This is a genomic window from Sphaerisporangium aureirubrum (genome assembly GCF_042658925.1).
Taxonomy (GTDB): domain Bacteria; phylum Actinomycetota; class Actinomycetes; order Streptosporangiales; family Streptosporangiaceae; genus Sphaerisporangium; species Sphaerisporangium aureirubrum.
The window spans coordinates 65,553-89,994 of sequence record NZ_JBHSRF010000020.1; the positions used below are offsets into that span (position 1 = coordinate 65,553).

Here is a 24,442-nt window from a genome sequence, read left to right on the forward strand (position 1 = left end):
GTGATTGAAGACGTTTATCCTTTGGCGCCGATGCAGCAGGGAATGCTGTTTCACACGCTGGAGGCTCCGGACGGCGCCGGGATGTACCTGGCGCAAGAGGTATATGAGTTCACCGGTGGGGTGGACGTCGCGGCGATGCGGCGTGCGTGGGATGTGGTCGTCGGGCGGCATCCCGCGTTGCGCACCGGGTTCATCTGGGAGGGCGTCGCCAAGCCTGTGCAGGTTGTGCACGGTGACATCCCGATTCCCTTTGAGGTCCTCGACTGGTCCGCGGACGCGGGCACGGGGGAGGAGCGCCGGGCCCGGCTGGACGACTTCCTGCGCGCGGAGCGTGAGCGCGGCTTCAACATCGCGGTGCCGCCGCTTATGCGGCTGCACCTCATCGACCTCGGTGCGGGGCACTTCTGGCTGGTCTGGACGCTGCACCACATCTGCGCGGACGGCTGGAGCGTGCCCGTGGTGATCGGCGAGGTCGCCGAGGCCTACGAGGCGCTGCGCCGGGGGGCGCAGCCCGATCTGCCGCCGGTGCGGCCGTACCGCGACTTCATCGCGTGGCTCCAGGGCCGCCGGCCGGGGGAGGCCGAGGAGTTCTGGCGCCGGTACCTGGCCGGGTTCGAGGCCCCGACGCCGCTGCCGGTGGACCGGCAGGTCACCGAGCACTGGTCGCAGGCCAGGCGGCGGCTGGAGCTGCCGGTCGACGTGACGCGCGGGCTGGTCGGGCTCGCCCGCCGGTCCCGGGTGACGCTCGGCACGGTGGTGCAGGCCGCGTGGTCGCTGCTGCTCTCCCGTTACAGCGGCGAGCGGGACGTGATGTTCGGCCTGACCGTGTCCGGCCGCCCGGCGGAGCTGGCCGGGATGGAGTCGATCGTCGGCCTGTTCATCAACACCCTGCCGATGCGGGTCGAGGTCCCGGCGGACGTGCCGTTCGACGAGTGGCTGCGGCGCATGCAGCAGACCCAGCTCGAGGTCCGGCGGCACGAGCAGACCCCGCTGATGGACGTTCAGCGCTTCTCGCGGATCCCCCGGGGCACCGCGATGTTCGACAGCATCATGGTCTTCGGCAACTTCCCCGACGACGAGACCCCCGAGGACGAGGCCGCGCTCGGCGCGCCCGGCGGCGGCTTCACCACGATGGAGTCGGTCGAGGTCGGCAACACCCCGCTGACGTTCGCGGTGGACATGCGCGAGCGCCTGGAGATGGAGGTCGAGTTCTCCACCGCGGCGTTCGACGAGCCGACCGTGGAGCGCCTGCTCGACCGCCTCGCCGCGGTGCTCACCGCCGTGGCGGCCGACGGCGCCGTGCTGGTGCGGGACATCGAGGTGACCCTCCCGGGCGAGCGCGAGCTGCTCGTCCAGGGCTGGGCGCGCTCCGGCGACCCCGTGCCCGACGACGTCCTCACCCCGGCGCACGAGCTGGTGGCGGAGTGGGCGCGGCGCACCCCGGGCGAGCTCGCGGTGGCCTGCGGGGACGAGCGGCTGACGTTCGCCGAGCTGGACGCGCGGGCCGAGACGCTGGCCGCGTGGTTACGGCTCTCCGGCGTCACGGCCGAGGTGCCCGTCGGCGTCGTGCTCGGCCGCAGTGCCGACCTGGTCGCGACGTTCATGGCGGTGCTGAAGTGCGGCGGCGTGTACGTGCCGCTGAACGTGGGCCAGCCGGTGGAGCGCCTCGGCTTCATGCTGGAGGACTGCGGCGCGGCGGTGCTGGTCAGCAGCACCGACCTGGCCGAGGGCCTGCCGGAGTTCACCGGCCGCGTGCTGATGGTCGACGAGATCGGCCCGCACGCCAAGATCGTCGACAGGTCGTCCGCGGACGCCGTCGCGCCGCACGCCGGGGCCTCGCTGGACGGGCTGGCGTACATGGCGTTCACCTCCGGCTCGACCGGCCGTCCCAAGGGCGTCGGCGTGACGCACCGGGGCCTGGCCGGGTACGTGACCGGGTGGGGTGAGGTCTTCGAGCGTCTCGACGGCCCGGGGTCGATGTTGTCGATGGCCGGTGCCGGGTTCGACGTGTCGGTGGGTGACATCGTCCGTGCGCTGTGCTTCGGCCGTGCGGTGATCTTCACCCCGCAGAGCGACTTCGTCTCCGTGGCCGAGCTGCACCAGGTGCTGGCCGAGCACGAGGTGGAGGTCGCGGAGATCGTCCCGGGCTCACTGCTGCGTGAGCTGGCCGGGTACTGCCGCGAGGCCGGTGGCCTGGACAAGCTGCGGCTGGTGATCTCCGGTACCGACATCTGGCGCTACGAGGCCCTGGTGGCCGCCGTGGCCGATGTCGCGCCGGCGGCGATTCCCGCGAACGTGTACGGCGTCACCGAGGCGGCGATCGACTCGCTGCTCATGCCGCTGGTGCCGACCGGGCGGTTCGCCGACGCCGCCGTCATCGACGGCGCGGCCGTGGTGGACGGCACGGGCCTGATGGTGCCGGTCGGCCGTCCCCTGGCCGGGGTGCGGGTCTATGTGGTGGACGAGTGGCTGAACGTCGTCCCGCCCGGGGTGACCGGTGAGCTGCTGGTCGGCGGTGTGGGTGTCGCGCGCGGCTACGTGGGCCGCGCGGGCCTGACCTCCGAGCGTTTCGTGGCCGACCATCTGAGCGGGCTTGCCGGGGAGCGGCTGTACCGCACCGGGGACCGGGTGCGGTGGCGGACGGACGGGATGCTCGAATTCCTGGGCCGCACCGACGAGCAGGTCAAGATCCGCGGGTTCCGCATCGAGCCCGGCGAGATCGAGAACGTGCTGGCCGAGCACCCGACCGTGCAGGACGCGGCCGTGGTCGCCCGGGACGACGGGCCGAACGGCAAGCGCCTCATCGGGTACGTGGTGGGCGAGCCGGGTGCCTCCGTGGAGGTCGCCGAGCTGCGGGCGTTCCTGCGGGCCCGGCTGCCGGAGTACATGGTCCCCGCCGTGCTGATGGTGCTGGACTCCTTCACCCTCACCGCCAACGGCAAGGTCGACCGCCGCGCGCTGCCCGAGCCGGACGTCGCCCTGGTCACGGCCGGGGTCGAGTACGTGCCGCCGCGCACCGAGGCCGAGATCGCGCTGGCCGGGATCTGGTCGCAGGTCCTCGGCGTGGAGCGCGTCGGCGTGCAGGACAACTTCTTCGAGCTCGGCGGCGACTCCATCCTGAGCCTCCAGATCGTGTCCCGGGCCCGCGCGGCCGGGCTGCGGCTGAACGTCGCCGACGTGTTCGCCAAGCAGAGCGTCGGCGAGCTGGCGCTCGCCGTGCGCCACGCGCCCGCCGCCGTGCTGGCCGAGCAGGGCACGGTCACCGGCCCGGTGCCGCTGACCCCGATCCAGCAGTGGTTCACCCGGCAGGACATCGCCGACCGCGACCACTGGAACTGGTCCGGCATGTTCGAGCTGACCCCCGGCGTGGACGCCGGGGCGCTGGCCCGCGCGGTGGACGCGCTGGTCGCGCACCACGACGCGCTGCGGCTGCGGTTCGCCTACGACGCCGACCAGGACGCCTGGGTGCAGCACAACGCGGACGGCGAGCCCGGCGAGGTGTTCTCCGTCGTGGACGCCGTGGGCCTCGCCGGCACCCGGCTGGAGGAGTCCGTCACCGAGCGCATGACGGCCCTGCAACGGTCGCTGAGCCTGGCCGACGGGCCCCTGCTGCGGGTGGCGTACTTCGAGCGCGGCGCCGAACCCGGCTGGCTCGGCGTCACGGCGCACCACCTGGTCATGGACGGCGTGTCGTGGACCATCCTGCTGGAGGACCTCGACCGCGCCTACCACGCCATCGTCGCCAAGGACTCCGTCAAGGGAGCCCTGCCGCAGAAGACCACCTCGTTCCAGCAGTGGGCCGGGGAGCTGCGCGCCTTCGCCGCCTCCGCCGAGGCCCGCGAGGAGACCGGCCACTGGCTGGAGCAGCTGGACACCGGCTTCCGCCTGCCCGTCGACGGCACCGGGATCAACAGCGAGGCCTCCAGCCGTTCCGTCCGCGTCGAGCTGGACGCCGAGACGACCTCCGCGCTGCTCACCCGCGCGCACCGCGCGTACCGCACCCAGATCAACGACCTCCTGCTCGCCGCCCTGCTCCAGGCCCTCGGCCGCTGGGCCAGGACCGGCACGGTGGCCGTCGACCTGGAGAGCCACGGCCGCGAGGCCATCACCGAGCGCGTCGACCTGTCCCGCACCGTGGGATGGTTCACCTCGATCTTCCCGGTCGCGTTGTCCGGCCCCGACCTGGACGACACGGCCGGGTTGCTGAAGTCCGTCAAGGAACAGCTGCGCCGCACCCCGCGCCGCGGCGTCGGCTACGGCGCCCTGCGCTACCTCGCCGACGCCGACGACGACACCGGCGCGGACGGCGCGCTGCGGCGGCTGCGCGACCTCCCCGGGCCGCAGGTGCTGTTCAACTACACCGGCGGCGCGGACGCCGCCGGGGACGGCCCCGCCGGGCTGCTCGCGCGCGAGCTGTCCGGCGAGCTGCACGGCCCGACCGAGGGCGTGGAGCAGACCCGGTCGCACCTGCTGCAGATCGAGGCGTCCCAGACCGCCGACGGCGGGATGGCCTTCGAGTGGTACTACAGCGCCAACCTGCACCACGCCGAGACCGTCGAGCGGGTCGCCGCCCAGTACGTCCAGGCGCTGCGCGGCCTCGTCGAGCACTGCCTGTCCCCGCGGGCGGGCGGCTACACCCCCTCGGACTTCCCGCTGGCCAAGCTGGACCAGAGCGCGGTGGACCTGCTCGCGGCGTCCGCCGCGCCGGCCCGCGTCGAGGACGTGTACCCGCTGGCCCCCGTGCAGCAGGGCATGCTGTTCCACGTCCTGGAGGCCCCCACCGGGGGCGCGGGCGTGTACTGGGCGCAGGGCCTCTACGAGCTGGGCGGCCACCGCGTCGACCCCGGGAAGCTGCGCCAGGCCTGGGACACGATGCTGGACAGGCACGCCGCGCTGCGCACCGGCTTCGTCTGGCAGGGCGTCGCCGAGCCCGTGCAGGTCGTGCACGACGGCGTCGGCGTGCCGTTCGAGGCGCTCGACTGGTCGGGCCTGGACGACGACGAGGCACGGCAGGCCCGGCTGGAGGAACTGCTCCGGCAGGACCGCGAGCGCGGCTTCGACCTGGCCCGCCCGCCGCTGACGCGCGTCTACCTGATCGACCGGGGCGACGAGCGCTACTGGATGATCTGGTCGCTGTACCAGGGCCTGTGCGACGGGTGGAGCCTGCCCGTCGTGGTGGAGGAGGTCTCCAAGGTCTACGAGGGCCTGCGCGCCGACCGGCACGTCGCCCTGCCCGCCGTGCGGCCGTACCGGGACTTCATCGCCTGGCTGGCCGAGCAGGACCTCGGCGCGGGCGAGGGCTTCTGGCGGGAGTACCTCGCCGGGTTCGAGGCCCCGACGCCGCTGCCGGTGGACCGGCAGGCCACCGACCACTGGGCACAGGACCGCCGCAGGGTGGAGCTGTCCACCGAGGTGACCGCCGCCCTGGTCGAGCTGTCCCGCCGGGCCCGCGTCACCCTCGGCACCGTCGTGCAGGCCGCGTGGGCGCTGATGTTGTCGCGGTACAGCGGCGAGCGGGACGTCATGTTCGGCCTGACCGTGTCGGGCCGTCCCGCCGAGCTGGCCGGGATGGAGTCGATCGTCGGCCTGTTCATCAACACCCTGCCGATCCGCGTCGAGGTCCCGGCGGACCTGCCGTTCGCCGAGTGGCTGCCGCGCCTGCAGGACAACCAGGTCGCGGTGCAGCGCCACGAGTTCACCCCGCTGGTGGACGTGCAGCGCTACTCGTCGGTCCCGCGCGGCTCGTCGCTGTTCCACAGCCTCATGGTGTTCGGCAACTACCCGCAGGAGGAGCTGCCGCAGGGCGCGGACACCGCCGCCGGCGACCCCGGCTTCATGCCGATGGACTCGCTGGAGCAGGGCAACTACCCGCTGACCTTCGCGGTGGACCTGGTGGAGCGGCTGTCGCTGGAGGTCGAGTTCTCCACGGCGGCCTTCGACGGCGCGTCCGTGGACCGGCTGCTCGACCGGTTCGCCGGGGTGCTCGGCGCGGTCGCGGCCGACGCCTCGGTGCCGGTACGCGACGTCGAGATGACCCTGCCAGGCGAGCGCGAGCTGCTGGTCGAGCACTGGGCTCGCTCCGGCCCGCCCGTCGTCGCGGACGTGCTGGACGGCCGCAGGCTCGTCCCGGTGCACGAGCTGGTGGCGGAGTGGGCCCGGCGGATGCCCGACGAGATCGCGGTCGTCTGCGGCCCGTCCCGCCTGACCTTCGCCGAGCTGGACTCCCGCGCCGAGGTGCTGGCCGGATGGCTGCGCGCCTCCGGCGCCGGCCCCGAGGTGCCGGTCGGCGTGGTGCTGGGCCGTGGCGTGGACCTGGTGGTCGCGTTCATGGCGGTGCTGCGTTGCGGCGGCGTGTACGTGCCGATGAACGCCGGCCAGCCGGTGGACCGCCTGGGCTTCATGCTGGAGGACTGCGGCGCGTCGGTGCTGGTGAGCAACACCGCCCTCGGCGGGGGTCTGCCGCCGTTCGACGGCCCGGTCCTGATGATCGACCGGCTGGACGACTACGACTTCGCCCAGCGGGTCGCGACCACCGGCGGGCAGCTGTCCAACGGCACGAGCGTGCTCGAAGGCCGCGTGACCGGCCCCGGGGTCTCGCTGGACGGTCTGGCGTACGTGGCCTTCACCTCCGGCTCCACGGGCCGCCCCAAGGGCGTCGCGGTGTCGCACCGGGGCCTCGCCGGGTACGTCGCCGGGTGGGCCGAGGTCTTCGAGCGTCTCGGCGGCGCCGGGGTCATGTTGTCCATGGCCGGTGCCGGGTTCGACGTCTCGGTGGGCGACATCGTCCGCGCGCTGTGCTTCGGCCGCGCGGTCGTCTTCACCCCGCAGAGCGACTTCGTCTCCGTCGCCGACCTCCACCAGGTTCTTGAGGAGAACCAGGTGGAGATCGCCGAGATCGTCCCCGGCTCGCTGCTGCGCGAGCTGGCCGGGCACTGCCGCGACGCGGGCGGCCTCAAGCACCTGCGGCTGGTGATCTCCGGCACCGACATCTGGCGCTACGACGCCCTGGTGGCGAGCGTCGCCGACGTCGCCCCCGCCGGCATCCCCGCCAACGTGTACGGCGTCACCGAGGCCGCGATCGACTCGCTGCTCATGCCCCTGCTGGCCGGCGAGACGGCCGAGCTGCCCTCGGGCGCGGTCGCCGTGGACGGCTCGGGGATGATGGTCCCGGTCGGCCGTCCCCTCGCCGGGGTGCGGGTCTACGTGGTCGACGAGTGGCTGAACGTCGTCCCGGTCGGGGTGACCGGCGAGCTGCTGATCGGCGGCGTCGGGCTCGCCCGCGGGTACGTGGGCCGCGCGGCGCTGACCTCCGAGCGGTTCGTCGCCGACCACCTCGGCGGCGAGCCCGGGCAGCGGTTGTACCGCACCGGGGACCGGGTCCGCTGGCGGGCGGACGGCATGCTGGAGTTCCTGGGCCGTACCGACGAGCAGGTCAAGATCCGCGGGTTCCGCATCGAGCCCGGTGAGATCGAGAACGTCCTGGCCGAGCACCTCGCCGTCCAGGAGTCGGCCGTGGTGGCCCGGGACGACGGCCCGAACGGCAAGCGCCTCGTCGGCTACGTCGTGCCCGAGCCGGACGCGACGGTCGAGGTCTCCGAGCTGCGCGCGTTCCTGCGGGCCCGCCTGCCCGAGTACATGGTCCCCGCCGTGCTGATGGTGGTGGAGGCGTTCACGCTCACCGCCAACGGCAAGGTCGACCGCCGCGCGCTGCCCGAGCCGGACGTCGCCCTGGTCACGGCCGGGGTCGAGTACGTGCCGCCGCGCACCGAGGCCGAGTCCGTCCTGGCCGGGATCTGGTCCCAGGTCCTCGGGGTGGACCGCGTCGGCGTGCAGGACAACTTCTTCGAGCTCGGCGGCGACTCGATCCTGAGCCTCCAGATCGTGGCCCGCGCCCGCGCGGCCGGGCTTCAGCTGGACGTGGCGGACGTGTTCGCCAAGCAGAGCGTCGGCGAGCTGGCCGCCGCCGTGCGCCAGGCACCTGCCGTGGTGCTGGCCGAGCAGGGCATCGTCACCGGACCCGTCCCGCTGACGCCGATCCAGCACTGGTTCACCCGGCAGGACGTGGCAGACCGGGACCACTGGAACTGGTCCGGCGTCTTCGAGCTGTCTCCCGGCGTGGACGCCGGGGTGCTGGCCCGCGCGCTGGACACCCTGGTCGAGCACCACGACGCGCTGCGCATCCGGTTCGCCCGCGAGGCCGGCGTCTGGGTGCAGGAGAACGCGGCCGAGGAGACCGCCGAGGTGTTCTCGGTGGCCGACGCGGCCGGGCTGCCGCGGGAGCGGCTGGAACAGCTGGTCACCGAGCGCATGACGGCCGTGCAGCGGTCGTTGTCCCTGTCGGACGGCCCGCTGCTGCGGGCGGCGTACTTCGAGCGCGGGGACGAACCGGGCTGGCTCGGCCTCACCGTCCACCACCTGGTGATGGACGGGGTGTCGTGGAACATCCTGCTCGAAGACCTGGACCTGGCCTACCGGGCGCTGCTCACCAGGGGCACGACCAAGGGCGCCCTCGCCCCCAAGACCACCTCGTACCGGCAGTGGGCCGGGGAGCTCCAGACCTTCGCCGCGTCCCCCGCCGCGCGCGGCGAGCTGAGCTACTGGCTGAACCAGCTCGACTCCGGCTTCCAGGTCCCGGTGGACCGGGCCGGTGAGTTCGACGGCGACTCCGTCCAGGTCGTCCGGGTGGAGCTGGACGCCGAGGCCACCTCGGCGCTGCTCACCCGCGTGCACAAGGCCTACCGCACCCAGATCAACGACGTCCTGCTCGCGGGCCTGCTCCAGGCCCTCGGCCGCTGGGCCGGCACGGACGCGGTGACCATCGACCTGGAGAGCCACGGCCGCGAGGCCGTCACCGACGGCGTCGACCTTTCGCGCACCGTCGGCTGGTTCACCTCGATCTTCCCGGTCGCCCTGTCCGGCGCCGACCTCGACGATCCCGCCGGGGTGCTCAAGTCCGTCAAGGAGCAGCTGCGGAGCACTCCGCGCCGCGGTGTCGGCTACGGCGCGTTGCGCCACCTGACCGACGCGGGCGCCGACGCCGTCCTCGCGGGCGGGCTGCGCCGCCTGCGCGGCCTCGCGGGCCCGCAGGTGCTGTTCAACTACATCGGCGGCGCCGACGTCGCCGGGGACGACTCGGTGGGCCTCGTCGCCAGGGAACTGCCCGGCGAGCTGGCCGGGCCCACCGGCGAGACCGGCTCGCACCTGCTGCAGATCGAGGCGTTCCAGACCGCCGAGGGCCGGATGGCCTTCGAGTGGTACTACAGCCCCGAGCTGCACCACGCCGAGACCGTCGAGCGGGTCGCCCGGGGCCACGTGGACGCGCTGCGCGAGCTGATCGAGCACTGCCTGTCCCCGCAGGCCGGCGGCCACACCCCGTCCGACTTCCCGCTGGCCACGCTGGACCAGGCCGCGGTGGACATGCTGACCGCCGGGGCGCGGGCCCTCCCGGGCGACGGCGCCACCGTCGGCGACGTGTACCCGCTGGCCCCCGTGCAGCAGGGCATGCTGTTCCACGTCCTGGAGGCCCCCGCCGGGGGCGCGGGCGTGTACTGGGCGCAGGGCATCTACGAGGTCGGCGGCCACCGGGTGGACCCCGAGGTGATGCGCGCCGCCTGGGACACCGTCGTCGAGCGGCACACCGCGCTGCGCACCGGGTTCGTCTGGCAGGGGGTGCCCGAGCCCGTGCAGGTCGTGCACGACGGAGTCCGGATCCCGTTCCAGGCACTGGACTGGTCGGACGCCGCGGGCGACGCCGAGCGGCAGGACCGGCTGGACGACCTGCTGCGCCGCGACCGGGAGCAGGGCTTCGACCTGGCCCGGCCGCCGCTGACGCGGGTCTACCTGATCGACCGGGGTGACGAGCGGTACTGGATGATCTGGGCGTTGTACCAGGGCATCTGCGACGGGTGGAGTCTGCCCGTCGTCATGGACGAGGTCTCCGAGGTGTACGAGGGCCTGCGGCACGGCACGCGGGCCGAGCTCGCCGCGGTGCGGCCGTACCGCGACTTCATCGAGTGGTTGCGCGGGAGCGACGCCGGCGAGGTGGAGCGCTTCTGGCGGGAGTACCTCGCCGGGTTCCAGGCCCCGACGCCGCTGCCGGTGGACCGGCAGGCCACCGACCACTGGGCGCAGGACAAGCGTCAGGTCGTGCTGTCGCCCGAGGCGACGGCCGCGCTGACCGACCTGTCGCGCCGGGCCCGGGTCACCCTCGGCACCGTCGTGCAGGCCACCTGGGCGCTGATGTTGTCGCGCTTCAGCGGCGAGCGGGACGTCATGTTCGGCCTGACCGTTTCGGGCCGTCCCGCCGAGCTGGCCGGGATGGAGTCCATCGTCGGCCTGTTCATCAACACCCTGCCGATGCGCATGGACGTCCCGGCGGACGTGCCGTTCATCGAGTGGCTGCGCCGCCTCCAGGACAACCAGGTCGCGGTGCAGCGGTACGAGTACACGCCGCTGTCGGACATCCAGCGGTACTCCTCGGTGGCCCGGGGCTCCTCGCTGTTCAACAGCATCATGGTCTTCGGCAACTACCCGCAGGAGGAGCTGCCCGACACCCTGGACGACGCCCCCGGCGACGTGGGCTTCGTCCCCACCGAGTCACTGGAGCAGGGCAACTACCCGCTGACCTTCGCGGTGGACCTGGTCGACCGGCTGTCGCTGGAGGTCGAGTTCTCCACGGCCGCCTTCGACGGCGCGACCGTTGACCGGCTGCTCGACCGCTTCGCCGCCGTGCTCCGCCTGGTGGCGGCCGACGCCACGGTCCTGCTGCGCGAGATCGACATCGTGCTCCCCGGCGAGCGCGAACTGCTGGCCGGCCGGTGGGCGCAGTCGTCCCCCGTCACGGACGACGCGCTGGTGCCGGTGCACGAGCTGGTGCGGAGCTGGGCTCGGCGCTCCCCCGACGAGGTCGCGGTGGTGTGCGGCGAGGCGCGGCTGACGTTCGCCGAGCTGGACGCCCGCGCCGAGGCCCTGGCCGGATGGCTGCGCGCCTCCGGCGTCACGGCCGAGGTGCCCGTCGGCGTCGTGCTCGGCCGCAGCGCCGACCTGGTCGTGGCGTTCATGGCGGTGCTGAAGTGCGGCGGCGTGTACGTGCCGCTGAACGTGGGCCAGCCGGTGGACCGCCTGGCGTTCATGCTGGAGGACTGCGGCGCGTCCGTGCTGGTCGCCAGCACAGACCTGGCCGAGGGGCTGCCGCCGTTCGACGGCCCGGTCCTGATGGCCGACCGCCTCGACGAGCTCACCACGGTCGTCACGGGCGACGTGCTCGAAGACCGCGTTCCCGGCGGGGTGTCGCTGGACGGGCTGGCGTATGTGGCCTTCACCTCGGGCTCGACCGGCCGTCCCAAGGGTGTGGGGGTGTCGCACCGGGGCCTGGCCGGGTACGTGGCCGGGTGGGGTGAGGTGTTCGAGCGTCTGGACGGCCCGGGGTCGATGTTGTCGATGGCCGGTGCGGGGTTCGATGTGTCGGTGGGCGATATCGTGCGTGCGCTGTGCTTCGGGCGTGCGGTGATCTTCACTCCGCAGAGTGACTTCGTCTCCGTCGCCGAGCTGCACCAGGTGCTTCAGGCGCATGACGTGGAGATCGCGGAGATCGTGCCTGGTTCGTTGCTGCGTGAGCTTGCCGGGTACTGCCGTGAGGCGGGTGGCCTGGAGAAGCTGCGGCTGGTGATCTCCGGTACCGACATCTGGCGCTACGAGGCCCTGGTGGCCGCCGTCGCCGACGTCGCGCCGGCGGCGATCCCGGCCAACGTGTACGGCGTCACCGAGGCGGCGATCGACTCGCTGCTCATGCCGCTGGTGTCCGGCGACCGCCTCGGCCTGCCTGTCGGCGCGGTGGCGGTGGACGCCGACGGGCTGATGGTCCCGGTCGGCCGCCCGCTGGCCGGGGTCCGGGTCTACGTCGTCGACGAGTGGCTGAACGTCGTCCCCGTGGGGGTGACCGGCGAGCTGCTGGTCGGCGGGGTCGGCATCGCCCGCGGCTACGTGGGCCGCGCCGGCCTGACCTCCGAGCGGTTCATCGCCGACCACCTCAGCGGACGGCCGGGGGAGCGGCTCTACCGCACCGGCGACCGGGTCCGCTGGCGGGCGGACGGCATGCTCGAATTCCTGGGCCGCACCGACGAGCAGGTCAAGATCCGCGGGTTCCGCATCGAGCCCGGCGAGATCGAGAACGTGCTGGCCGAGCACCCCGCCGTCCAGGAGGCCGCCGTGGTGGCCCGGGACGACGGCCCGAACGGCAAGCGCCTCATCGGCTACGTGGTCGCCGAGCCCGGCTTCACGGCCGACGTCTCCGAGCTGCGCGTGTTCCTGCGGGCCCGGCTGCCCGAGTACATGGTCCCCGCCGTGCTCATGGTGGTGGACTCCTTCACCCTGACCGCCAACGGCAAGGTCGACCGCCGCGCGCTGCCCGAGCCCGACGTCGCCACGGTGACCGCCGGGGTCGAGTACGTCCCGCCGCGCACCGAGGCCGAGACGATCCTCGCCGGGATCTGGTCCCAGGTCCTCGGCGTCGAGCGCGTCGGCGTCATGGACAACTTCTTCGAGCTTGGCGGCGACTCCATCCTCAGCCTCCAGATCATCGCCCGCGCCCGGGTCGCCGGGCTCCAGCTGGACGTGGCCGACGTGTTCGCCCGGCAGAACGTGGCCGAGCTGGCGCTGGCCGTCCGGGAAGTGGCCGGCGTGGTGCTGGCCGAGCAGGGCACGGTCACCGGCCCGGTGCCGCTCACCCCGATCCAGCACTGGTTCACCCAGCAGGACATCGCCGACCGCGACCACTGGAACTGGTCCGGCATGTTCGAGCTGGCCCCCGGCGCCGACGCCGGGGCGCTGGCCCGCGCCGTGGACGCGCTCGTCGCGCACCACGACGCGCTGCGCCTCCGCTTCGCCTACGACGCCGCGCGCGACGAGTGGGCGCAGCACAACGCCGCCGCCGAACCCGGCGGGGTGTTCCACGTCGTGCCGGCCGCCGGGCTGGACCAGGAGCCGCTCGAACAACTGGTCACCGAGCGCATGACGGCATTGCAGACGTCGCTGAGCCTCGCCGACGGGCCGCTGCTGCGGGTCGCGTACTTCGACCGGGGCGACCAGCCCGGCTGGCTCGGCATCATGGTCCACCACCTGGTGATGGACGGGGTGTCGTGGAACATCCTGCTGGAGGACCTGCACCGGGTGTACGAGGTGCTGGCCCGCGGCGGGTCGCCGGAGGACGCGCTGGCGCCGAAGACCACCTCGTTCCAGCAGTGGGCCGGGGAGCTGCGCACCTTCGCGACCTCCCCGGGCGTGCGGGCCGAGGTCGGTTACTGGCTGGAGCAGCTGGAGTCCGGCTTCCAGGAGCCGCTGGACGGCGCCGGGGTCAACAGCGAGGCCTCGGGCCGCACGGTCAGGGTCGAGCTGGACGCCGAGACGACCTCCGCGCTGCTCACCCGCGTGCACAAGGCGTACCGCACCCAGATCAACGACGTGCTGCTCGCGGGCCTGCTGCGGGCGCTCGGACGGTGGGCCGGGACCGGCGCGGTGGCCATCGACCTGGAGAGCCACGGCCGCGAGGCGATCAGCGAGGGCGTGGACCTGTCCCGCACCGTCGGCTGGTTCACCTCGATCTTCCCGGTGGAGCTGTCCAGCCCCGACCTCGACGACCTCGGCGGCGTGCTGAAGTCCGTCAAGGAGCAGCTGCGCCGCACCCCGCGCCGCGGCGTCGGCTACGGCGCGCTGCGCCACCTCACCGACGCCGGGGACGACGCCGCCTTCGCCGGGACGCTGCGGCGGCTGCGGAGCCTGCCCGGCCCGCAGGTGCTGTTCAACTACACCGGCGGCGCCGACGTCGCGGGCGACGACTCGATCGGTCTGCTCACCCGTGAGCTGTCCGGCGACCTCTGCGGCCCCACCGAGGGCGAGGACCAGTCGCGCTCGCACGTGCTCCAGATCGAGGCGTTCCAGACCCCCGAGGGCGGGATGGCCTTCGAGTGGTACTACAGCGCCAACCTGCACAACGCCGAGACCATCGAGCGGGTCGCGCGGGACTACGTGGACGCACTGCGCGAGCTGATCGAGCACTGCCTGTCCCCGCAGGCCGGCGGCTACACCCCGTCCGACTTCCCGCTGGCCGCGCTGGACCAGTCCGCCGTGGACATGCTCGCCGCCACGGCCGCCGACGCCGAGGCGCTCACCGGCCAGGTGGTGCGGATCGGCGACGTGTACCCGCTGGCCCCCGTGCAGCAGGGCATGCTGTTCCACGTCCTGGAGGGCTCCGACGACGGCGTCGGCGTCTACTGGGCGCAGGGCCTGTACGAGCTGGCCGGCCACCGGGTGGACCCCGCCGTGCTGCGGCGCGCCTGGGACACCGTGCTGGAGCGGCACGACGCGCTGCGCACCGGCTTCGTCTGGCAGGGCGTGCCCGAGCCCGTGCAGGTCGTGCACGACGGGGTGGGCGTGCCGTTCGAGGTGGCCGACTGGTCGGACACCGCCGACGAGCAGGAGCAGCAGGCCCGCCTGGAGCGGCTGCTCCAGGCCGACCGGGACCGCGGCTTCGACCTGGCCCGGCCGCCGCTGACGCGGGTCTACCTGATCGACCGGGGTGACGAGCGGTACTGGATGGTCTGGGCGCTGTACCAGGGCATCTGCGACGGGTGGAGTCTGCCCGTCGTCATGGACGAGGTCTTCCTCGTCTACGAGGGCCTGCGGGCCGGCGAGCGGGCGGACCTGCCCGCGGTGCGGCCGTACCGCGACTTCATCGAGTGGCTCAAGGACCGGCGGCCGAGCGAGGCCGAGGAGTTCTGGCGCCGCTACCTGGCCGGGTTCGAGGCGCCGACGGCGCTGCCGGTGGACCGGCAGGCCGCCGACCACTGGGCGCAGGACCGCCGCAGGGTGGAGCTGCCGGTCGAGGTGACCGCCGGTCTGGTCGAGCTGTCCCGCCGGGCCCGGGTCACCCTGGGCACCGTCGTGCAGGCCGCGTGGGCGCTCATGTTGTCGCGCTTCAGCGGCGAGTCCGACGTGACGTTCGGCCTCACCGTGTCCGGCCGTCCCGCCGAGCTGGCCGGGATGGAGTCCATCGTCGGCCTGTTCATCAACACGCTGCCCATGCGCATGGACGTCCCGGACGACGTGCCGTTCGCCGAGTGGCTCCAGCGGCTCCAGGACAACCAGGTCGAGCTCCAGCGCTACGAGTACACGCCGCTGGTGGACATCCAGCGGTACTCCTCGGTGCCGCGCGGCTCGTCGCTGTTCAACAGCATCATGGTGTTCGGCAACTACCCCGAGGAGGCGGTCTCCGACGGCGTCGAGGCCCCCGACGGCGACGCCGACGCGTTCGCGTCCATCGAGTCGTTCGAGCAGGGCAACTACCCGCTGACCTTCGCGGTGGACCTGCGCGAGCGCCTGGAGATGGAGGTCGAGTTCTCCACCGCCGCCTTCGACGGCGCGACCGTCGACCGCCTGCTCGACCGGTTCGCCCAGGTGCTCGGCACCGTGGCGGCCGACGGCGGGGTGCTGGTGCGCGACGTCGACCTCGTGCTCCCCGGCGAGCGGGAGCTGCTGGCCGGCGACTGGTCGCAGTCGGTGCCCGTCCCCGACGATGCGCTGGTGCCCGCGCACGAGCTGGTGCGCGGCTGGGCGCGTGCGACCCCTCGCGGGCTCGCGGTGGCGTGCGGCGAGGCGCGGCTGACATTCGCCGAGCTGGAGGCCCGCGCCGAGTCCCTGGCCGGGTGGCTGCGCGCCTCCGGCGTCACGGCCGAGACGCCCGTCGGGGTCGTGCTGGGCCGTGGCGTGGACCTGGTGGTCGCGTTCATGGCGGTGCTCAGGTGCGGCGGCGTGTACGTGCCGCTGAACGTGGGCCAGCCGGTGGACCGCCTGGGCTTCATGCTGGAGGACTGCGGCGCGGCCGTGCTGCTCAGCAGCACGGACCTGGCCGAGGGCCTGCCGCCGTTCGGCGGGCAGGTGCTCATGGTCGACCGCCTCGGCGAGTACGACGGGCCGTCCGCTCCCGCCGCGGCGATCTCGCTGGACGGGCTGGCGTATGTGGCCTTCACCTCGGGCTCGACCGGTCGTCCCAAGGGTGTGGGGGTCTCGCACCGGGGGCTGGCCGGGTACGTGGCCGGGTGGGGTGAGGTCTTCGAGCGTCTGGACGGCCCGGGGTCGATGTTGTCGATGGCCGGTGCCGGGTTCGACGTGTCGGTGGGTGACATCGTCCGTGCGCTGTGCTTCGGCCGTGCAGTGGTGTTCACGCCGCAGAGTGACTTCGTCTCGGTGGCCGAGTTGCACCAGGTGCTTCAGGCGCATGATGTGGAGATCGCGGAGATCGTGCCTGGTTCGTTGTTGCGTGAGCTGGCTGGGTACTGCCGTGAGGCGGGTGGCTTGGAGAAGCTGCGGCTGGTGATCTCCGGTACCGACATCTGGCGCTACGAGGCCCTGGTGGCCGCCGTGGCCGACGTCGCACCGGCCGCGATTCCCGCGAACGTGTACGGCGTCACCGAGGCGGCGATCGACTCGCTGCTCATGCCGCTGGTGTCCGCCGAGCGCGCGGCCCTGCCGACCGGCGAGGCCGGCGGGTTCGGACCGGTGGCGGTGGACGGCGCGGGGCTGATGGTCCCGGTCGGCCGCCCGCTGGCCGGCGCGCGGGTCTACGTCGTCGACCGGTGGCTCAAGGTCGTTCCCGTCGGGGTGACCGGCGAACTGCTGGTCGGCGGGGTCGGTGTCGCCCGCGGCTACGTCGGGCGGGCCGGTCTGACGGCCGAGCGGTTCATCGCCGACCACCTCGGCGGCCTTCCCGGGCAGCGGCTCTACCGCACCGGGGACCGGGTCCGCTGGAGGGCCGACGGTGTGCTCGAATTCCTGGGCCGCACCGACGAGCAGGTCAAGATCCGCGGCTTCCGCATCGAGCCCGGCGAGATCGAGAACGTCCTCGCCGAGCACCAGAACGTGCAGGACGCGGCCGTGGTGGCCCGCGACGACGGGCCGAACGGCAAGCGCCTCATCGGCTACGTGGTCGCCGAGCCCGGCGCCACGGCCGACGTCTCCGAGCTACGGGCGTTCCTGCGGGCCCGGCTGCCCGAGTACATGGTCCCCGCCGTGCTGATGGTGGTGGAGGCGTTCACGCTCACCGCCAACGGCAAGGTCGACCGGCGCGCGCTGCCCGAGCCCGACGTCGCCACGGTGACCGCCGGGGTCGAGTACGTCCCGCCGCGCACCGAGCCGGAGCTGATCCTCGCCGGGATCTGGTCGCAGGTCCTCGGCGTCGAGCGGGTCGGCGTGCAGGACAACTTCTTCGAGCTCGGCGGCGACTCCATCCTCAGCCTCCAGATCGTCTCCCGCGCCCGCGCGGCGGGGCTCCAGCTGGACGTGGCGGACGTGTTCGCCAAGCAGAGCGTCGGCGAGCTGGCCGCCGCCGTGCGCCAGGCGCCCACCGTGGTGCTGGCCGAGCAGGGCACGGTCACCGGCCCGGTGCCGCTCACCCCGATCCAGCACTGGTTCACCCGGCAGGACATCGCCGACCGCGACCACTGGAACTGGTCCGGCATGTTCGAGCTGGCCCCCGGCGTGGACCCCGCCGTCCTGAGCCGCGCCGTCGACGCGCTGATCGCGCACCACGACGCGCTGCGCATCCGCTTCGCCTACGACGCCGACGAGAACGCCTGGACGCAGTACAACGCGGCCGGCGAGCCCGCCGACGTGTTCTCGGTGATCGAGGCGGCCGGGCTGGCGCAGCGGCGGCTCGAGGACCTCGTCACCGACTGGATGGGCTTGTTCCAGCAGTCCATGAGCCTGGCCGACGGCCCGCTGCTGCGGGTCGCGTACTTCGACCGAGGCGACGAGCCCGGCTGGCTCGGCCTCACCGTCCACCACCTGGTGATGGACGGGGTGTCGTGGAACATCCTGCTCGAAGACCTCAACCAGATGTACGAGGTCCTGGCCCGCGGCGGCACGCCGGAAGGCGCGCTGGCGCCGAAGACGACCTCGTTCCAGCAGTGGGCCGGGGAACTCCAGACCTTCGCCGCGTCCCCGAAGGTGCGGGGCGAGCTGGACTACTGGATGGACCAGCTCGACTCCGGCTTCCAGGTCCCGCTGGACGGCGCCGGCGTCAACAGCGAGGCCTCCGGCCGCACCGTCCAGGTCGAACTGGACGCCGAGGCCACCTCGGCGCTGCTCACCCGCGTGCACAAGGCCTACCGCACCCAGATCAACGACGTCCTGCTCGCGGGTCTCCTCCAGGCCCTCGGCCGCTGGGCCGGGACCGGCGCGGTGACCATCGACCTGGAGAGCCACGGCCGTGAGGCCATCAGCGAGGGCGTGGACCTGTCCCGCACCGTCGGCTGGTTCACCTCGATCTTCCCCGTCGCCCTGTCCAGCGCCGACATCAACGACCCCGCCGGGGTGCTCAAGTCCGTCAAGGAGCAGCTGCGCCGCATCCCGCGCCGCGGTGTCGGCTACGGCGCCCTGCGCCACCTCACCGAGCCGGAGGACGGGGACGCCGCCGCGCTGCGGCGCCTGCGCGGCCTGCCCGTGCCGAGGGTGCTGTTCAACTACACCGGCGGCGCCGACGTCGCCGGGGACGACTCGGTGGGCCTGCTCGCCCGCGAGCTGTCCGGCGACCTGTCCGGCCCCACCGAGGGCGAGGACCAGACCCGGTCGCACGTCCTGCAGATCGAGGTGTCCCAGTCCGCCGAGGGCCGCATGGTCTTCGAGTGGTACTACAGCGCCAACCTGCACGACGCCGCGACCATCGAGCGCGTCGCCCACGGGTACCTCCAGGCGCTGCGCGAGCTGATCGGCCACTGCGTGGCCCCGCAGGCCGGCGGCTACACCCCGTCCGACTTCCCGCTGGCCAGGCTGGACCAGGCCTCGGTCGACCTGCTGGCCGCCGGGACGTCCGCCGGGCAGCCGGAGCCGTCGCGCATCCAGGACGTCTACCCGCTGGCCCCCGTGCAGCAGGGCATGCTGTTCCACGTCCTGGAGGCCCCCGCCGACGGCGCGGGCGTGTACTGGGCGCAGGGCGTGTACGAGCTCGGCGGGCACCGGGTGGACCCGGAGGTCATGCGCCGGGCCTGGGACATCGTGGTGGAGCGGCACGACGCGCTGCGCACCGGCTTCGTCTGGCAGGGCGTCGCCGAGCCCGTGCAGGTCGTGCACGAAGGACTCAGGGCGCCGTTCGAGTTCCTGGACTGGTCGGCGACCGGCGACGACGAGGCCGGCCGCGAGGCCCGGCTGGAGCGGCTGCTCCAGGTCGACCGGGACCGCGGCTTCGACCTGGCCCGCCCGCCGCTGATGCGGGTGTACCTGGTGGACCGGGGCGCCGGTCACTACTGGCTGATCTGGTCGCTGTACCAGGGCGTGTGCGACGGGTGGAGCCTGCCCATCGTCATGGACGAGCTGTCCTCGGTGTACGAGGGCCTGCGCCGGGGCGAGCGGGTGGACCTGCCCGCGGTGCGGCCGTACCGGGACTTCATCGAGTGGCTGGGCGGCCACGACGCCGCCGAGGTCGAGCGGTTCTGGCGCGGCTACCTCGCCGGGTTCGAGGCCCCGACCGCGCTGCCGCTGGACCGGCAGGCCGGTGAGCACTGGGCGCAGGACCGCCGCAAGATGGACCTGACGCCGGAGGTGACCGCGGCCCTGGTCGAGGTCTCCCGCCGGGCCCGCGTCACCCTCGGCACGGTCGTGCAGGCCGCCTGGGCGCTGCTGCTGTCCCGCTACAGCGGCGACCCGGGCGTCATGTTCGGCCTCACGGTCTCCGGCCGTCCCGCCGAGCTGTCCGGGATGGAGTCCATCGTCGGCCTGTTCATCAACACCCTGCCCATGCGGGTGGAGGTGCCGGACGACGTGCCGTTCATCGAGTGGCTGCGGCGCATCCAGGACGACCAGGTCGGGCTGCGGCGCTACGAGTTCACCCCCCTGGTGGACATCCAGCGGTACTCCTCGGTGCCGCGCGGCACCGCGCTGTTCGACAGCATCCTGGTCTTCGGCAACTACCCCGAAGAGGCCTTCGACGAGGGCACCGACCCCGCGGGCGAGGAGGGCGGCCTGCTCGCGCCCGTGGAGAACGTCGAGCAGGGCCACTACCCGATGACGGTGATGGTCGACCTGGAGGACCGCCTCGGCGTGGAGGTCGCGTTCTCGACCGCGGTGTTCGACGCGAGCACCGTGGAGCGGATCCTCGGCCACCTGGCGCGGGTCCTCGGCGAGGTCGCCGCCGACCCGTCCGTGCGGCCCGCCGCCGTGGGGGTCCTCGACCCCGCCGAGCACGCCACGCTCACCGCGCCCGTCGCGGTGCCCGACCCCGCCGGGGCCGGGGAGTCGATCGTGTCGGTGTTCGAGCGCCGGGTGCGCGAGAACCCCGAAGCGGCGGCCGTCAGCGGCGACGGCGGCACGCTCACCTACGCCGAGCTGGACGAGCAGGCGAACCGGCTCGCGCACCTGCTCATCGAGCAGGGCGCCGCCCCGGGCCGCCTGGTGGCGGTGACCCTGCCCCGCACGGTGGACCTGGTGGTCGCGCTGCTCGGCGTCGTCAAGTCCGGCGCCGGCTACCTGCCGATCCCGCCGGACTACCCGGCCGACCGGGTCGCCTTCATGCTGGAGGACGCCCAGCCGGTGACCACGGTCACCGAGGACCTGCTCCGGCGGTCCGAGGAGCACCCGTCGCACGCGCCCGGCGTGGCGATCGGCGACCGGGACGTGGCGTACGTCATCTACACCTCCGGCTCCACCGGCCGTCCCAAGGGTGTGATGATCGAGCACGCCAACGTGATCCGGCTGCTCACCTCCACCCAGAAGTGGTTCGGCTTCGGCGCGGACGACGTGTGGACGATGTTCCACTCCGCCGCGTTCGACTTCTCGGTCTGGGAGCTGTGGGGCGCGCTGCTGTGGGGCGGCAAGGTCGTGGTCGTCTCCTTCGAGACCTCCCGCTCTCCCGCCGCCATGCTCCGGCTGCTCGCCGACGAGCGCGTCACCGTCCTCGACCAGACGCCGTCGGCGTTCTACCAGCTCACCGCCGCCGACGCCGAGCAGCAGGCCGTCCCCGACCTGGCGCTCCGGTACGTGATCTTCGGTGGTGAGGCGCTGGAGGTCGCGCGCCTGGCCACCTGGCGCGAGCGGCACCCGGACGTGGCGCTCGTCAACATGTACGGCATCACCGAGACCACCGTGCACGTGTCCTACCTGGTGGTGGACGACGGCGTCGTGGAGGGCGACTGGCGCGGCTCCCCGATCGGCGTCCCCATCGAGGACCTCGCGGTGTACGTCCTGGACGAGCACCTGCGGCCCGCGCCGATCGGCGTCCCCGGCGAGATGTACGTCGCCGGCGCCGGCCTGGCCCGGGGCTACCTCGGCAGGGCCGGACTCAGCGCCACCCGGTTCGTCGCCGACCACGTCAGCGGCCGTCCCGGGCAGCGGCTCTACCGCACCGGCGACCGGGCCCGCTGGCGCGCCGACGGAAGCCTCGAATACCTGGGCCGCACCGACGACCAGGTGAAGATCCGCGGCTTCCGCATCGAGCCCGGCGAGATCGAGAACGTGCTGGCCGAGCACCCCGGCGTCCAGCACGCCGTGGTGGTGGCCCGCGACGAGGGCAACCTCGGCAAGCGCCTCATCGGCTACGCCGTCCCGAGGCCCGGCGTCACGCTGGAGGTCGCGGACCTGCGGAGCTTCGTGCGCGGCAGGCTGCCCGAGTACATGGTCCCCGCGGTCTTCATGATCGTGGAGTCCTTCTCCCTCACCTCCAACGGCAAGGTCGACCGCCGCGCCCTGCCCGTGCCCGACGCGGCCCTGGTGGGCACGATCGTCGAGTACGTGCCTCCGCGCACCGAGGCCGAGATGACGCTGGCCGCCATCTGGTCCGAGGTGCTCGGCGTGGAGCGCGTCGGCGCGCTGGACAACTTCTTCGAGCTCGGCGGCGACTCCATCCTCAGCCTCCAGATCGTGGCCCGCGCCCGCGCGGCCGGTCTCCAGCTGGAGGTGGCCGACGTCTTCGCCAACCAGACCGTCGGCGAGCTCGCCGCGGCGGTGCGCGACGCCCCGGCGGCCGTGCTGGCCGAGCAGGGCACCGTCACCGGACCCATCCCGGCGACCCCGGCCCAGCGCTGGTTCGTGGCCCAGCAGTTCGCCGACCGCGACCACTGGAACCGCTCCGGCGTGCTGGAACTGGCCCCCGGCACCGACCCGCGCCTCGTGGGCCGCGCCGTGGACGCGCTGGTCGCGCACCACGACGGCCTGCGGATCAGGTTCGCCTACGACCCGGCGCAGGGGGAGTGGACGCAGCACAACGCCGCGGACGAGCCCTCCGAGGTGTTCACCCTCGTGGACGCCGCCGGGCTGGACCGGCCGGCGCTGGAGGAACTGGTCACCCGGACCATGACGGGCCTCCAGCGGTCGCTCGGCCTGACCGGCGGCCCGCTGCTGCGCATGGCCTGCTTCGACCGCGGCGACCAGCCCGCGTGGCTCGGCGTCACCGTGCACCGCCTGGTGGCCGACGAGACCTCCTTCGCGATCCTGCTCGAAGACCTCGACCGGGCCTACCAGGGCATCCTCGCCGTCGGCACCGCCGAGGGCGCGCTGCCCGCCAAGACCACCTCGGTCAAGCAGTGGGCCGAGCACCTGCGTGGCCTCCCGGTGCCGCAGGGCCCGGACCAGGTCAGCACCGGGTTCACCGTCCCGCTGGACTCCACCGGGACCGCCACCGAGGACTCGGCCCGCACGGTCCGCGTCTGGCTGGACGCCGGGATCGCCGCCGCGCTGCGCACCCACGCGCACCGCGCGTACCGGACCAGGGACGACGACCTGCTGATCACCGCACTCGTCCAGGCCCTCGGCGAGTGGACCGGCACCCCGAACGTGACGGTCGACGTCGCCGGCCACGGCAGGGACGCCGCGGCGGACGGCATCGACCTGAGCCGCACGGTCGGCTGGTTCGCCTCGGCCTTCCCGGTGAGGGCGTCCGCGGGCGACCCGCGCGCCGTGCTGAAGTCGGTGAAGGAGCAGATGCGCGCCGCCGCGCCGTGGCGCGTCGTCACCGGCGACCGCCAGGTCCTGTTCACCAGGGCCGCCGGGTACGAGCCGTCCGGCATCGTGGCCCGCGAGCTGCCCGGCACGCTGGCCGGGCCGGACACCGCCGACGGGCAGCTGCGCTCGCACGTCCTGCACGTGGAGGCCGTGGAGGCCGCCGACGGCCGGATCGCGTTCGACTGGCACTACTCCGGCAACCTGCACCACGCCGAGACCGTGCGGCGCCTCGCCGACCGGTACACCGAGGCGGTGGAGCGGCTCGTCGAGCACTGCCTGTCGCCCGGGGCCGGCGGCTACACCCCGTCGGACTTCCCGCTCGCCGGGCTCGGCCAGGACGAGCTGGACGCGGTGGCCGCGGGCTCCGCGCCCATCGCCGACATGTACCCGCTGACCCCGGTCCAGCAGGGCATGCTGTTCCACACCCTGGAGGCCCCCGAGGACGCCTCCGGTGTCTACTGGGCGCAGGAGCTGCGCGAGTACAGCGGCGTCCGGATGGACGTGGACGCCATGCGGCGCGCCTGGGACACCGTGGTCGAGCGGCACTCCGTGCTGCGCACCCGGTTCGTCTGGGAGGGCGTCGCCGAGCCGCTCCAGGTCGTGCATCCCTCGATGGACGTGCCCTTCGACCTGCTCGACTGGACCGACACGGCCGACGCCGAGGTGCACCAGCGACGGCTGGAGGACCTGCTGCGCGCCGACCGCGACCGCGGCTTCGACGTCACCGCCGCGCCGCTGATGCGGGTGTACGTCATGGACCTCGGCGACGAGCGGTACTGGATGGTGTGGACGTTCCACCACGTCGTCATGGACGGCTGGAGCGTGTCCATCGTCATGGACGAGGTCTCCCAGGCGTACGAGGCCCTGCGCCAGGGCGAGCCCGCCGCGCTGCCCGCGGTGCGGCCGTACCGCGACTTCATCGCCTGGCTGCGCGACCGGGACCCCGCCGAGGCCGAGCGGTTCTGGCGCGGCTACCTCGCCGGCTTCGAGGCCCCGACCCCGCTGCCGGTGGACCGCCAGGTCGCCGAGCACTGGGGGACCGACTACCACATCGTGGACATGTCCGCCGAGACCAGCGCGGCGCTGGCGCGGCTGGCCCGGCGGGCCCGGGTCACCGTCGGCACCGTCGTGCAGGCCGGCTGGGCGCTGCTGCTGTCCCGCTACAGCGGCGAGTCCGACGTGATGTTCGGCCTCACCGTCTCTGGCCGTCCCGCCGACCTGGCCGGGATGGAGTCCATCGTCGGCCTGTTCATCAACACGCTGCCGCTGCGCGCGACCGTCCCCTCGGACGTGCCGTTCATCGAGTGGCTGCGCCGCCTCCAGGACAACCAGCTCGCGGTGCAGCGGTTCGAGTACAGCCCGCTGCTGGACATCCAGCGGTACTCGCCGATCCCGCGCGGCGCGTCGCTGTTCGACAGCATCCTCGCCTTCCAGAACCTCCCGGTGGAGGGCTCGGAGATCG

At 73.2% G+C, this 24,442-nt stretch carries 1 protein-coding gene (running past one end of the window); it reads left to right on the plus strand.

Annotation, left to right across the window (positions count from 1 at the left end; all coding sequences use genetic code 11):
• Positions 1–24,442: the 5' portion of a non-ribosomal peptide synthase/polyketide synthase gene (locus ACFP1K_RS16405; protein ID WP_380753491.1), read on the plus strand. It continues 3,437 nt past the right edge of the window; the window shows 24,442 of its 27,879 coding nt (coding positions 1–24,442); it begins with the start codon at positions 1–3; its stop codon lies off the right edge, out of view.